At 62.1% G+C, this 13,793-nt stretch carries 7 protein-coding genes; 5 read left to right on the plus strand and 2 right to left on the minus strand.

Annotated elements, in window-relative coordinates; genetic code table 11:
• Window positions 1-77 precede the first annotated feature (77 nt).
• Window positions 78-1,289: a PLP-dependent transferase gene (locus tag Q1M07_RS14905; protein ID WP_300454701.1), complete on the plus strand. Its 1,212-nt coding sequence runs from the start codon at window positions 78-80 to the stop codon at window positions 1,287-1,289.
• Window positions 1,290-1,325: 36 nt separating this feature from the next.
• Here Q1M07_RS14905 and Q1M07_RS14910 read toward each other — a convergent pair whose 3' ends face one another.
• Window positions 1,326-3,278 carry an acyl CoA:acetate/3-ketoacid CoA transferase gene (locus tag Q1M07_RS14910; protein ID WP_300454703.1) on the minus strand — a complete coding sequence of 651 codons (1,953 nt, stop codon included), beginning with the start codon at window positions 3,276-3,278 and terminating at the stop codon, window positions 1,326-1,328.
• A gap of 523 nt (window positions 3,279-3,801) precedes the next feature.
• Here Q1M07_RS14910 and Q1M07_RS14915 point away from each other — a divergent pair.
• Together Q1M07_RS14915 and Q1M07_RS14920 are read left to right on the plus strand one after the other, a co-directional pair.
• Window positions 3,802-4,260 carry a hypothetical protein gene (locus tag Q1M07_RS14915; RefSeq protein WP_300454704.1) on the plus strand — a complete coding sequence of 153 codons (459 nt, stop codon included), beginning with the start codon at window positions 3,802-3,804 and terminating at the stop codon, window positions 4,258-4,260.
• Between the two features lie 337 nt (window positions 4,261-4,597).
• Complete coding sequence (locus tag Q1M07_RS14920) at window positions 4,598-8,155, plus strand: indolepyruvate ferredoxin oxidoreductase family protein (RefSeq protein WP_300454706.1); 3,558 nt, start codon at window positions 4,598-4,600, stop codon at window positions 8,153-8,155.
• 131 nt (window positions 8,156-8,286) lie between these two features.
• On the opposite strand, the gene Q1M07_RS14925 is transcribed toward Q1M07_RS14920, so the two are convergent.
• Window positions 8,287-10,296 carry an alpha-amylase family glycosyl hydrolase gene (locus Q1M07_RS14925; protein WP_300454708.1) on the minus strand — a complete coding sequence of 670 codons (2,010 nt, stop codon included), beginning with the start codon at window positions 10,294-10,296 and terminating at the stop codon, window positions 8,287-8,289.
• 249 nt (window positions 10,297-10,545) lie between these two features.
• Between Q1M07_RS14925 and Q1M07_RS14930 the strand changes: the two genes are divergently transcribed.
• Entirely contained in the window at window positions 10,546-11,556 is a 1,011-nt protein-coding gene (locus tag Q1M07_RS14930; RefSeq protein ID WP_300454709.1) for a sulfate ABC transporter substrate-binding protein, read from the plus strand.
• A gap of 345 nt (window positions 11,557-11,901) precedes the next feature.
• The gene (locus Q1M07_RS14935; RefSeq protein ID WP_300454711.1) at window positions 11,902-13,791 is read left to right on the plus strand and encodes a sulfatase-like hydrolase/transferase; all 1,890 of its coding nucleotides are present in this window, start codon (window positions 11,902-11,904) and stop codon (window positions 13,789-13,791) included.
• The last annotated feature ends 2 nt before the right edge of the window (window positions 13,792-13,793 follow it).

Raw genomic sequence — 13,793 nt, forward strand, 5'->3', positions numbered from 1 at the left:
ATTAGTCACACGGGCTTTGCCATCGCGACCGTGGCCGTGCTACGGTCGCTTCTCCCATCACCCTCGGAGGACAGTTCATGACCTTCAATCCCGCCTCCCGCGTCCAGGACTTCCTTGTTTTCGGGGAGTTCGGCGACGTCAATCCATCGATCACGGATTCCTCCACCTACACGTTCCTGAGCCCGGAACGCATGGCGGAGCTTTTCGAACATGAAATCGAGGGCTGTTTTCTCTACTCGCGCCACTTCAATCCGACCAACAAGTATCTGGCCAGCGCGCTCGAGCGCATGGAGGACGGAGAATCGGCGCAGGTCATGGCTTCCGGAATGGGGGCCATCAGCACCACCTTGCTGACCCTGTGCAGCGCGGGCGATGAAATCGTCTGCGGCCGCAGCATCTATGGCGGCACCTACGCCTTGCTCAAGAATCTGCTGCCGCGCTTCGGTATTACGACCCGCTTTGTCGATATCTGCAAGCACGACGCGGTGCGTGCCGCGATGACGCCGCGGACGCGCGTCCTCTACTGCGAGTCGCTCAGCAACCCGCTGCTCGAAGTCAGCGATTTGCCGGCACTTGCCGCCATCGCCCACGACAGCGGTGCGCGGCTGGTGGTCGACAACACCTTCACCCCGATGATCCTGTCGCCGCTGCGCCACGGCGCCGATGTCGTCGTGCATAGCCTGACCAAGTTCATCAATGGCACCAGCGATTGTGTCGCCGGCTGTGTCATTTCGTCGCGCGACTTCATCGCCCGGTTGAACGACATCAATTCCGGTCCAAGCATGCTGCTCGGCCCGGTGCTCGACAGCACGCGTGCGGCCAGCATCCTGAAGAATCTGCACAGCCTGCACATACGCCTGCGTCAGCACGGTGCGAACGCGCTGTACCTGGCCACCCGGCTGGAAGCTCTCGGCTATCCGGTGCACTACCCTGGCCTGACGAGTCATCCTCACCACAGCCTACTCGGACGGCTGATGAACCCTGGCTACGGCTGGGGCGGAATGATGGCGCTCGATGTCGGAGATCATGCGACGGCCAATCGCCTGATGACTTTGCTGCAGCGCGACAAGGTCGGCTACCTGGCGGTGAGTCTGGGTTACTTCAAAACCTTGTTCACCACACCCGGCCACAGCACCTCGTCCGAAATCCCGCTGGCCGAACGAGCGGCCGCCGGCTTGAGCGATGGTTTGATCCGCTTTTCCATCGGCCTCGACGAGGATGTCGTACAGACCATGGCCCGTATCGAAATCTGTCTTGCCGAGGCCGACGTCAGGCCAACCGGGCGGTGAAATGAGAGTAGAGCGGCCCGGCGGTACGGCGGTGGCTCAAGTTCGGCGACCGGAATCGCCGTTGCGCCCGACCAGGAAGGCTTGGGCTTCCTCGCGCCGCTCGAAGACGTGGGGTGCGATGCTGCGCGCGGCGAATGCTTCGCCGAGCTTGGCGCGCAGAAACGCGCTCGTGGCGTAGCGGGTGATCTGGCTGAAGTAATTGGCCAGAAAGTAGCGGTCCATTTCCGCATAAGCGTCGTACATGTCTTGGTTGATCCGAAAGCGGTCGTAATTGATGATCACGCCAACCCGCTTGCCGGCTGCTCGGCAGCGCAACTCGCAAACCTCCCAGATCGCCTTGACGTCCTCGACCACCCGAACATGCATTCCTTCGAAGTTGAGGAACAGGATGTTGCGCTCGGGATCGTAGATGACTCGTTCGGGCAAGGAGAGATTGAGCAGCTCGGCTTCCAGTCCCATTGGTCCGGCATTGAAGATGCGGGCATCCATCTCGCCGTACTCGCCGATGATCGGCTCGAAATCCATGTGGGGCAGAATGTCCCGCTCCACGTCGATGCCCGGTGCCACTTCGATCAAAGCCAGCCCGCGCCGTACGCGGCGGAACACGCAGCGCTCAGTGACGTAATAGACCGGTTTGCCGCGATCGTAAGCGTACTGGCCGTTGAAGGTGATTTGCTCGACCTGCTTGAGGAACTTGCGTTGTTGCCCTTCCCGGATGATCTTGAGTTTGCCGTCATCGACCTCGACCTTGAGCCCCTTGCCGGTAAACGTTCCGACGAACACTACCAGGCGAGCGTTCTGGCTGATGTTGATGAAACCGCCGGCGCCGGTCAGGCGGCCGCCAAAACGGCTGACACCCACATTTCCGGCAGCGTCGCATTCGGCCATGCCAAGGCACGCCATATCGAGTCCGCCACCGTCGTAGAAGTCGAACTGCTGGTTCTCGTCGATCACCGCGTCCATGTTCACTCCGGTACCGAAGTTGCCGCCGCTCGAAGGGATGCCACCGATGAGGCCGGATTCGACGGTCAGGGTCAGCAGGTGCGAGATGCGCTCCTCGTTGGCGATCGCCGCCACTCCTTCGGGCATGCCGACCCCGAGATTGATGATGCCGTTGGGAGGCAACTCGAAGGCGGCACGGCGGGCGATGATCTTGCGCTCGGTCAGCGGGGTAGACACGAGGCTCGCGGCGGGAACCCGGAACTCGCCGGCGTAGGCGGCGCTGTAAGGAGTGGCCAGGGTTTGCATGTGTTGTGCCGGTTCGGCGACCACTACGCAATCGACCAGAATTCCCGGAATCTTGACTTGGCGCGGCGGTAGCCCGTTGCGCTCGGCGATCCTTTCAACCTGAGCGATCACGATACCGTTACTGTTTTTGGCCGCCATGGCCATGGCAAGATTGTTCAGCGTCAGAGCTTCGCGCTCCATGGTGATGTTGCCGAACGTGTCGGCGGTGGTGCCACGCACGAAGGCGACGTTGACCTTGCCGACTTTGTAGAATAGCCATTCCTCGCCGCCTACCTTGACCAGATTGACGATGTCCTTGGTCGTAACGGTGTTGACTCGGCCACCGCCGTAGCGTGGATCGACGAAGGTGTGCAGTCCGACCTTGGAGAAGGAGCCCGGCTTGCCGCCGGCCAGATCGCGGAACAACTGGCAAATGATTCCCTGTGGCAGGTTGTAGGCCTGGATTCGATTTTCGAGTGCGAGTTTCGCCACCTTCGGCATGCGCCCCCAGTGACCCGCCACGACCCGGCGCAACAATCCTTCGTGACCTAGGTGATTCAGCCCCAGGCTCTGGCCGTCGCCCTGGCCGGCAGCCGCGAACAAAGCCAGGTTCTTCGGGCTGCCGGTGGCGAGAAATCGCCGCTCCAGTGCCGACAGCAGGGCCTCGGCGAAACCGGTCTGGACGAAGCCGGTACTGGCGAGCGTATCGCCATCCCGAATCAGGGCGATCGCTTCATCGGCGGTAACTATCTTGCTGCGCATCGTACTTTCTCCCGAACATGTGCTTGACTCTTGGCCATCGCGCGATGGCCGCAACCGTCGTTGCGGCGCTACCTGGATGGAGTCACGGCGGTTCTCGAATCGAGCGGCTTCTCCCGTTTGACGAACCGAGTGTTCCGGCAGCGACAACCCTGTTCGGCTGACGTACCAGAAGCCCCCGAGAGTCCTGCAATCGTTCTCGCACGCCGACCGCAATCGTACCGACGAATAGGAAACGGCTCGTCGATCCGCCGCGTGACCTCTTCAAATCGACTTGGCAGGATACTCCAAATGCTTTGTGTTCAGACGTGTCCTTGTGCTCAGCGGCAATCGTCAGGCTGCGTGGTGGCGGAATTTGGCCCTACAATTGCCCGATGCGGAGCCCTTGTCTTGTTCCCTAGCGCTGCCCTCGCTGATGGAGGATTTCATGGATGAACTTTCGGTCGACTAATCACAGAGGGCCGTTTCATTGCTGTCGCAGGCGAGGACGGCCAGCGCCAGTGATGGCGAATTATTGAGACTGATCATGGCAGGAACACAGCACATCGACTCTTGGCTGATTGAAAACAGGGTTCTGCCGGCGTTGCGGGAGAACGGGCGGCGCATGCTTCGCTTTTCCTTACGTATCGACGATGGCGATGAGTTGTCGGCCAAGCTGATGCCGCTGCCGGATGGCAGCGCCCTGGCGTGCCCAGTGGACGGTTCATGGTCGGCTTGCGAAGCGGGCGAAGCGGCACACGAGGTCGCTTACATCGGCTATCGCTATGCTTCGGGCAACCAATGGACGGATGGATTTCAGGCAACGCGGCAGTTGGCGGAGGGCAGCGGAAAGGCTCTCACGCCGTCCACCGTGGCAACAGTTTGGCAGGAATTTGGTGGCACCCGACCGGCCAGCTATTCGTCGGGCGCTATCGGTCAGTTGCAGGCGCTGGGTTCCGAGGTGCTCGACAAGGCTTTCAATACGGGGGGACGCCTCGGCCTCTAGGGCCGCCAAGTGATGCCGCCCTGGGCAATGGCGGCGGTGTTCGGACAATGGAGTCGGTGTGCGCGGCTCGGTGACGTCGGCGGCGAGCTCGAAAACGTCCTGCCATCCAGGGGAGCCGCACCGTGTTTCGCGCGCTCCGGTCGTGTCAGCAGGCGCCGGAAAGCCGCTCGGCGGAGTCGCCAGTCCATTGCGATCGGCGCGCGAGAAATCTGGGGAGCCGGTCATGCCAGCGCACCGAGTGTCCGATTGACGCCGCCTTATGCGGACTCATACACTCTTGATCAGGCCGCTGAGTTTCCGGTCTTTCCATTCGTCTCATAGCCTATCGGGGGTGCCGTTGGATTTCCCATCCGTCTCCGCCGCGGCCACGCCGCCACCTGCCTTGCGACCCTACGCGCTGGCCGACAACCTGTGTGCCACACAGGGCACCGTCTGGCTTACCGGTACGCAGGCACTGCTCCGCCTGATGCTGATGCAGCGCGCGCTCGACGACGCCGCCGGACTGAACACGGCGGGTTTCGTCAGCGGCTATCGTGGCAGTCCGCTCGGCATGGTTGATCAACAGATGTGGAGAGCCGCCAAGTTGCTGGACGCCGCGCAAGTCCAGTTTCTACCGGCGATCAACGAGGATCTTGCGGCTACCGCCTGCCTGGGCACACAGCGTGTAGCGCTCGACGCCAAGCGCCGCGTCGATGGCGTGTATGCCATGTGGTATGGCAAGGGCCCGGGTGTAGACCGTGCGGGAGACGCGCTCAAGCACGGCCATGTTTACGGGTCCAGCGCACAGGGCGGCGTGCTCGTCGTTTGCGGCGACGACCATGGCTGCGTGTCGTCGTCGATGCCGCACCAGAGTGACGGCGCGCTGATGCACTTCGGCATGCCGGTGCTGCATCCGGCCAACGTCGCCGAGTATCTGGAGTTCGGCCTCTACGGCTGGGCGTTGTCGCGCTTTTCGGGTGCCTGGGTGGGTTTCAAGGCGATCAGCGAGGTCGTGGAGTCGGGGATGACGGTGGACCTCGACGCGGTGCCGCTGGATTTTGGTTTGCCGGTCTCCTTCACTCCCGCCCAGGATCTGCATGTGCGTGCGGTGGACCTTCCCTCGCTCGCCCTGGAGGAGCGCGCCGCGCTCAAGCTCGACGCGGTACGTGCCTTCGCACGCGTCAACGTGGTCGACAAGCACGTCGTCGTCAGCCCGCGCGCGACGCTCGGGATCGTCACCGTTGGCAAGGCTCATTTTGATTTTATGGAAGTCTTGCGCCGACTGGACCTTGATCCCAACGCATTGGCCGCCGCCGGAGTGCGGTTGTACAAGGTCGGTCTGGTGTGGCCGCTGGAGCCGACACGGATCGTCGATTTTGCCTTGGGGCTCGACGAGCTGCTGGTCATCGAGGAAAAAGGCGCCATCGTCGAGCGTCAGATGAAGGAGCTGCTTTATGCGCTGCCCGACGGTCAGCGGCCGCGCATTGCGGGCAAGACGACGCCGGATGGCACGCCGCTGCTTTCGGCACTCGGCGAATTGCGGCCTTCACGCGTCATGCCGGTGGTTGCTGAATGGCTGGCGCGGCTGAATCCGGCGCTCGACCGGCGCGACCGCGTCGTCGACTTCACGATGCCGCAGTTGCTCTCGAACGCGGCTGACGGGGTCAGGCGCCTGCCTTATTTTTGCAGTGGTTGCCCGCATAACAGCTCGACCCGCGTTCCCGAGGGAAGCAGGGCACTGGCCGGCATAGGTTGTCACTTCATGGCGAGCTGGATGGAGCGCCAGACCGAAGGCCTCATTCAGATGGGTGCCGAGGGCGTGGACTGGGTGGCCGCGTCGCGTTTCAGCCACGAGAGGCATGTCTTCCAGAACCTAGGCGACGGCACCTATTTTCACAGCGGTCTGTTGGCCATCCGCCAGGCCGTGGCGGCCGGCACGCGCATGACGTACAAGGTGCTTTACAACGATGCGGTAGCGATGACGGGCGGCCAGCCGGTAGACGGCAAGCTGAGCGTCGCCGAGATCGCGCGCCAAGTTGAAGCCGAAGGGGCGACGCGGGTGGCCATCGTCAGCGACGATATCGCCAAATACGATGCGCGGCACGGCGAATTTCCGGCCGGCACCACTTTCCACGACCGCCACGAAATGGACGCCGTACAGCGCCACCTGCGCGACGCCGAGGGAGTGACGCTGCTGATCTACGACCAGACCTGTGCGGCCGAGAAACGACGGCGGCGCAAGAAAGGCGAACTGACGGAGGCGAAGCAACGGGTTTTCATCAACCCACAGGTTTGCGAGGGCTGCGGCGATTGCGGCGTGCAGAGCAACTGCCTCTCGATCGTCCCGCTGGATACCGACTGGGGCCGCAAGCGCGCCGTCGAGCAGACTTCGTGCAATAAGGACTATACCTGCGTCGATGGTTTCTGCCCCAGCTTCGTCACGCTCGAAGGTGCGGTGCTGAAGAAGCGGCAGGGGTCGTCGATGGAGTCGGGTGCCCTGGCCCACGAAGTAAGCCGACTGGCCGAACCGCAGCCGTGGGAGTGGACCGGTCCCTTCGATATGATGGTCACCGGCGTTGGCGGCACTGGCGTCGTCACCGTCGGCGCCTTGGTGACGATGGCTGCGCACCTCGAAGGCAAGCAGGCTTCGGTACTCGACTTCATGGGCTTTGCGCAGAAGGGGGGCGCGGTGTTGTCTTTCGTACGCCTGGCGCCGAGTGCCGATTTGCTCAATCAGGTGCGCATCGATACCCAGCAGGCCGACCTTCTGCTCGCCTGCGACATGGTGGTCGGTGCTTCACCGGAAGCGCTGGGTACGGTGAAGCGTGAACGTACCGAGGTCATCGCCAACCATCATCAGATCGCGACGGCGGCTTTCGTGCGCAACCCGGATGCAACGCTGCACGGCGCCGCGCTGATCGAAAAGATGCGCTACGCCGCGGGTGCCGGCCGCGTGCGCAGCATTGACGCTCAGGGATTGGCCGACGACTTGTTGGGCGACACCATGCCGAGCAACATCGTTATGCTGGGCGCCGCTTGGCAAGCCGGGCTGGTACCGGTGAGCCACGCGGCGCTGATGCGCGCCATCGAACTGAACGAAGTCGGGGTAGAAGCAAACAAAGCCGCGTTTGCCGTCGGACGGCTTGCCTTGGCGGCGCCCGAGGCTTTGCCGCGCCTGCGCTTGCGACCCGCCGCCGCAGCGCCCGACGACAGTCTGGACGCGTTGGTCGAAAGGCGTCGGATATTTCTCACCGAGTACCAGAATGGCGCCTATGCCGACGCCTATGTATCTCTGGTCGCGCAGCTGCGCGCCGCGGAGGAGGCGCTGGGCGGTGAGGTCGGCCGACGCCTGGATCTGACGCGTGCCGTCGCTTTCCAGTTGGCTCGCCTGATGGCCATCAAGGACGAATACGAAGTCGCTCGTCTGCACGCGGGCCCCGAGTTTCAGGAGCAGCTGCGTACGCAGTTCGAGTATTGGGAGCGCGTCGAATTTCACCTTGCGCCGCCGGGGTTGGGGTCCACCGGCAGCGACGGCAAGCCGCGCAAGAGGCGCTACGGCCCGTGGATCTTGCCGGTCTTTCGTCTTCTGGCGCGGCTGCGTGGCCTGCGCGGCGGTGTGTTCGACGTTTTTGGCCGCAGTGAGGAGCGGCGCATGGAACGAGCCCTGGTCGGCGAGTACCGGCAGATCGTCGAGCAGTTGCTGCCGACCCTGAGCGTCGAACGCCTGCCGCTGGCGTTACGTATTGCCCAGGTCGCGGGTGCCATCCGAGGCTACGGCCACGTGAAACGCGCCGGTGTGGCGGCGGCACGGGCGAGTTGGCGGGCGTTGCTCGAAGAATGGCAAGGTTTCGAGCCTCGGGCGAGTGAGCAGTGTGCGGCCGCAGCGCGCCGGGTGATTCCGCTGCGGGTCGAATAGTTCCGCTCGGGCGAGCGGAACTATTCGACCGCGGCGCGGCTACCCCGTGCGGGATGACGCGTCCCAGAGACGGGTCGATCACCGATCGCTGGGTGCTCGGCTCGACGTCGCCGGGTGTTGGCCGCGGGGAATCAGGCGAAGTCTCCGAGGTCGCGAGCGAAGACGATCAGGCTGTTCGCCGGCAGGGTGATCGCGGCCGACGCCGGCAGCCCATCCCAGGCGGGTCCGTCCGCCATGACTCCACCGTAATTCCCTTGCACGTTGGGATTGAAATAGTTGTCGTAGACGTCGCTGTTGAAAACTTCGTGCCAATGTCCGCCGCCGGGAAAGCCGATGCGGTAGCTGCGATGGTAGAAGGTGTTTTCGTTCAAGCTGGCGACCACGACGACGTCGCGGCCGATTCCCGGTACCCAGCGCTGGAAGGCGATGACGCGTTGGTCATTGTGGACGTGAAAGACATGGAGTCCGTCGGCACGCAGCGCCGGATGCTTGCGACGCAGCCAGATCAGTTCGCGGGTGAAACGGTGGTGGTCGGACATGGCCTTGTCGCGTCCCTCGAGACCGTCCCACCAGATCAGCAGCTCCGGGCGTTTCGGGTAGTCCGTCCAGTACTTGTCCTCGAGAAATTCCTGCCCCATGAACAGCATGGGCACGCCAGGTGCGGTCAGCAATAGTCCGGTGGCGACCTTCGCCCGGCTGCGTGCATACCAGGAGCGCGAATTGCCGGGGTCGGCCAGCGCGGCGATTCGCGGCTGCCGATCCTGGCCGGTGTGATTGTAGTCGACGAGGTCATGGTTCTCGATGCACTGGAAAACCGACCAACGTCCAGGATCCTTGTAAGTCAGGTATAGGGCGTCGCGAACTTGGTCGAGGTTTACGCGCGCCGCGCGACCGCCGGTCGTCTCGGCGATCGCTGAGCGCAGCTTGTCGCGCAGCGCATCGCTATAGCCGAGGTCGAAGCCCATCCCGTAGGGTGGAGCGGCGACGCCTTTCCAGCGCTCGGCGCCCCAATACTCGGCAATCTGAACCGCTCGCGGCTTCACGTAACGGACCGTGCTCGTCAGATCCTGCGCGAAGAACCAGCCGCCGTGCTCGTCGATCACGGTTACCTGGTCGTAGCGCAACCCATCGACGTGGTACTCCTCGCACCACATCTTCGCATTGTCGATCAGGAATTGCCGCACGCCGGCCTTGTGAAACGCAAAGACACGGCCGCCGGCGTGATCCTGGTCGGTGAAGTACAGGCTGTCGTTGTCGGTCGTATAAGGCTGCCGATCGTAGAACCACATGCTCTGGGAATTGAATCCGCCGCCCGCGTGGTTGTAGACCACGTCGGCGATCACGGCGATACCATAGACATGGCAGAGATCGATCAGCACCTTGAATTGGTTGCTTTGTCCGGCAAGCTGTGCGTCGGTCAGTGGCGCCATTCCCTTGGCGGCGAACAGGTGGTTGATCCGGTCGAGGTAAGGCTTGCGATCGGCTGCGCTGCCGCCGACGCAATAGTCCATTTCGGGGGAAAACAGGTCAGTACCGTTGTAGCCCAGGCTGTTTTCTCCCTGGTACTCCTGAAAAGGCAGCGGCATGATCGCGTTCACCCCGAGGTCGGCCCAATATTCGATGCGATCGACGAGGTCGAGCGCCTTGCGCACGCGGCCCGGCCGCAGATCCTTGCCGGCCGAATCCCTGGCGTAGTAGACGCCAATGTGGAACTGATAGACCACCAGCTCGGCGGCCGGCGGGGTGCGGTATTCTGCGTCGTGCCACGGGTAGTCTGCCGGATCGCGAATGATGCCGTTGCACGGGTACCACGGATCGCCGCGCATTTCCAGTTCGCGTGCGTAGGGATCTCGTTTCAACCCCGCCGACCCGCTGCCGACGACGTAGAAGCGGTATAGATCGCCGTCCTTGACGCCGGAGAAGTATCCTGCCCAGTACCCTAATGCATCCTTCACCAGAAGATCGTCGGGGTTCTTCGTCCAGACTGTCGGTTCGTCGGCGCCAGGATCGTTGCCCGGGTCGTTGAGAACCACATATACCTCGAGCGCGTTGGGGGCCCAGGTGCGGAAGGTTGCGCCCCCGGCAATCAGGTTCGCGCCGAGAGGTGTGCTGGGGTCAATGTGTTGTTGTGATGCCGGCATATTCAGGATTCCTTTCTCATTCGCGGCAATGGGAGCGCGGGTCGTGGCAACGGGAAGCAACTGACCACCATTTTCCGGGCAAATCGCCTGCCGGAAGTTGCGAATCCAATTGAAATGTTTTATTGGGCCGAAGCCGCGACGGATTGGGCATAGAGAACCCTCAGTTATAACTAAATAAGAACAAAATCCTTCGTTGCCGTGCATTTTGTTTCTAAACTTCGTTGGACAAATCGACCAGACGGAGTTGTCATGAAGTACAAGTGTTTTCTTGCCGGCCTGCTGGCCGGTGGCGTCGTTTTTTTCGGCAGCGCGGTGGCTGCCGACAGTACCATTCTCAACGTTTCCTACGACCCGACGCGCGAGTTGTATCAGGAATTCAACTCCGCATTCGCCAAGCATTGGCGAATGAAGACTGGTGACGCCATCCGGGTAAACGCTTCGCACGGCGGTTCCGGAAAGCAGGCGCGTTCCGTGATCGACGGCCTCGACGCCGACGTGGTGACGCTGGCGTTGGCCTACGATATCGATGCACTGGCTGATCGTGGAATCGTTCCGCTCGACTGGCAGAAGAGGCTACCGAACAACTCGGCACCCTACACGTCGACCATCGTCTTCCTGGTCAGGAAAGGCAATCCCAAAGGCATCCGGGACTGGGGCGACCTGGTGAAGGGCGACGTCGCGATCGTTACTCCCAATCCCAAGACTTCCGGCGGTGCCCGCTGGAACTACCTGGCTGCCTGGGCGTACGCGCTGAAGCAACCGGCGGGCAACGAAGCCAAAGCGCGTGAGTTTGTCGGGCAACTGTATCGCAATGTGAAAGTCCTCGACGCTGGCGCGCGCGGATCAACCACCACCTTTGTCGAGCGCGGGATAGGTGACGTCCTGATTACCTGGGAGAACGAAGCCCATCTGGCAGTCAAGGAACTGGGGCGCGACAAGTTCGAGATCGTTACTCCGTCGCTGTCGATGCTCGCCGAGCCAGCGGTGTCCGTCGTCGACAAGGTGGTCGACAAGCGCGCGACACGCAAGGTGGCACTGTCCTATCTGGAATACCTCTATTCCCCGGAAGGACAGGAGATTGCTGCCCGGCACTACTACCGACCACGTGATGCCAAAGTCGCTGCCAAGTACGCCAAGCAGTTCGGCATGGTGAAGCTGCTGACCATCGACGACACCTTCGGTGGCTGGCGCAACGCCCAGAAGATTCACTTTTCTGATGGCGGTATCTTCGATCAGATTTACGTCGCCGGCAAACGCTGAGAATAGGTGCGTTATTACGGTCGCCGGCACTCGCGGTAAAGGACTCACAATTCCGCTCTATCGGCGACAGCGCGCAGGGTCCGTTACAGGGTCCGGGGCCTGAGCCGGACGATCAACCAGCTGTAGACGATCCAAACCCGCTCGATGGTAGCCAGACCGGAAGCCCGGGTGAGCCGGGATCTGACGCCGCCGCAATCGTCTAGGGGAAGACGAGACTCTTGCTGCCGCCTCGTTACTCGGGCGTAGCACGCGCGGGAGTAAGTTACCGGTAACCCGCCGAAGGCTTAAGGCGGCCCTAAGATTCGGCGTGCTAAGATAGGCTAAATTGCTGAGGCTTGGCTGCCGATGACCAAACTACCGCCGCGCGACACTATCGACCGTTTTTTCCTGCTCACCGGACTGTGGGTGGCGCTGCATGTCAGCGCCTTCACGACGGCCAAAGCTTACAGCACGCCGGCTGTCGCGCTGTGGACGCTGGCGACGACGGTCAGCTATACCTTCATATACCTGCTGCCAGCTCTGATCCCGAGCTATCTTTGCTACTGGTTTCTGCAACGGCGATCGGTCACCCGCGTCGGACCGGTGGCGTTAGCCTGCCTGCTGATCGGCTCGAGCGGAGCGATTCAGGTGCTCCTGTTTGCCGACCGCACGATCTACGGCATGTACGGCTTCCATATCAACGGCTTCGTCGTCGATCTCGTGCTGTCGCCCGGTGGAATCGCGTCGCTGGGCGCCAGTCGGAGTACCGAGTTGACCGCGACGCTCATCGTAGCCGCGCTGCTCGTGTTGCAGGCGGCAACCTATTTCTGGGCGAACTATCGCGCGCCGGCACCCGGTCAGCGACGTTTCTTGCCGCGCGCACGTTGGCTATTGCTCGCTGTACTGGCCTTCACGATAGGTGAGCGTCTGGCCTACGGATACAGTGCCGCGGTCAGCTACCAACCGATTTTGTTCGCCAGCGAGCGCTACCCGTTCTACCTTCCGACGACTTTTCGCCGCTTGCTGGCGCGCCTGGGAATCAACACCGCGAACGAGGCCACGGAGGGCGTCCACATCAAGCAGAGTGGACTGAGCTACCCGCTCGAGGCCTTGCGCGTCGAAGCCCCGGCGCGCCCGCTCAACATTGTCTGGTTGGTGGCGGAATCTTTGCGCTTCGACCTGCTGGACCCCGCCATCATGCCGAAGTTGTGGGAGTTTTCCGGCCAGGCAATACGTCTCGAACGGCACTACAGCGGTGGTAATGCTACTCAGATGGGTATTTTTTCGATGTTTTATGGCCTTTACGGCAACTATTGGTTTCCGATGATCAAGGCTGGCCGGTCGCCGTTGCTGATGGATGTGCTGCAGCAGCAGAACTACCAATTCAGCCTGCACACCAGTGCGGCATTCACCTATCCGCAGTTCGACAAGACGGTCTTCGTGAGGATGGATCCGGCCGACCTCCATCCGCTGTCTACGGGCCCCGATCCGTGGGAGCGCGATCGGCAGAATGTCGACCGCATTCTCGGTTTCATCGATGGTCGTGATCCGGCGAGGCCGTTCATGACCTACATGTTCTTCGAGGGAACCCACGCCAACTATACTTTTCCCGCCGACAGCGTGATCGCCCGCCCGTATCTCGAGGACTTCAACTACCTGTCGGCCGATTTCGCCGGACAGATGACGCTGATCAAAAATCGCTATCTGAACGCCGCCCACCATGTCGATCGGCAGATCGGCCGCGTCATCGCGCATTTGCGCGCCAAAGGTCTGCTCGACAGCACGATCGTCATTGTTCTCGGCGACCACGGCGAGGAGTTCATGGAGCGCAGCAGCCGCTGGGGACATGCGGCGGAATTCAATCGCTATCAGACGAGCACGCCGGCAGTGCTATGGGTTCCGGGTCAGGCGGCGCGCGTTGTCGGCGGCATCACCAGTCATCTTGACATTCCGGCGACACTGATGCCGCTGCTCGGCGTACGTAATCCGGCAGGCGACTATTCGCAGGGCCAGGATTTGCTTAGTCAGAGTTTTCACCGCGAGTACGCCGTCGCCGCCGACTGGCATCGAATCGCCTACATCGGCGACAAGTTCAAGATCGCCTTTCCGATCAATGCGACCGGCGTCGTCCGCCAGGAGGTGCTCGATGACGATGATCGACCAGTGAGCGAAGCCGATCGAGCCAAGGAAGAGATTCGTCCGGCGATGGTCGAGATGATGAATAACCTGGTCCGCTTCAGTCGTCCAAAGAGCTAGCG

Source organism: Accumulibacter sp. (genome assembly GCF_029255285.1).
Classification (GTDB): Bacteria; Pseudomonadota; Gammaproteobacteria; order Burkholderiales; family Rhodocyclaceae; genus Accumulibacter.

What these genes read in the sequence shown, in the direction of transcription:
- Q1M07_RS14915 (WP_300454704.1), top strand. Translation starts at nt 3,802, where the DNA reads ATGGCAGGAACACAGCACATCGACTCTTGGCTGATTGAAAACAGGGTT.
- Q1M07_RS14925 (WP_300454708.1), bottom strand. Translation starts at nt 10,296, where the DNA reads ATGCCGGCATCACAACAACACATTGACCCCAGCACACCTCTCGGCGCG.
- Q1M07_RS14930 (WP_300454709.1), top strand. Translation starts at nt 10,546, where the DNA reads ATGAAGTACAAGTGTTTTCTTGCCGGCCTGCTGGCCGGTGGCGTCGTT.
- Q1M07_RS14935 (WP_300454711.1), top strand. Translation starts at nt 11,902, where the DNA reads ATGACCAAACTACCGCCGCGCGACACTATCGACCGTTTTTTCCTGCTC.
- Q1M07_RS14905 (WP_300454701.1), top strand. Translation starts at nt 78, where the DNA reads ATGACCTTCAATCCCGCCTCCCGCGTCCAGGACTTCCTTGTTTTCGGG.
- Q1M07_RS14910 (WP_300454703.1), bottom strand. Translation starts at nt 3,278, where the DNA reads ATGCGCAGCAAGATAGTTACCGCCGATGAAGCGATCGCCCTGATTCGG.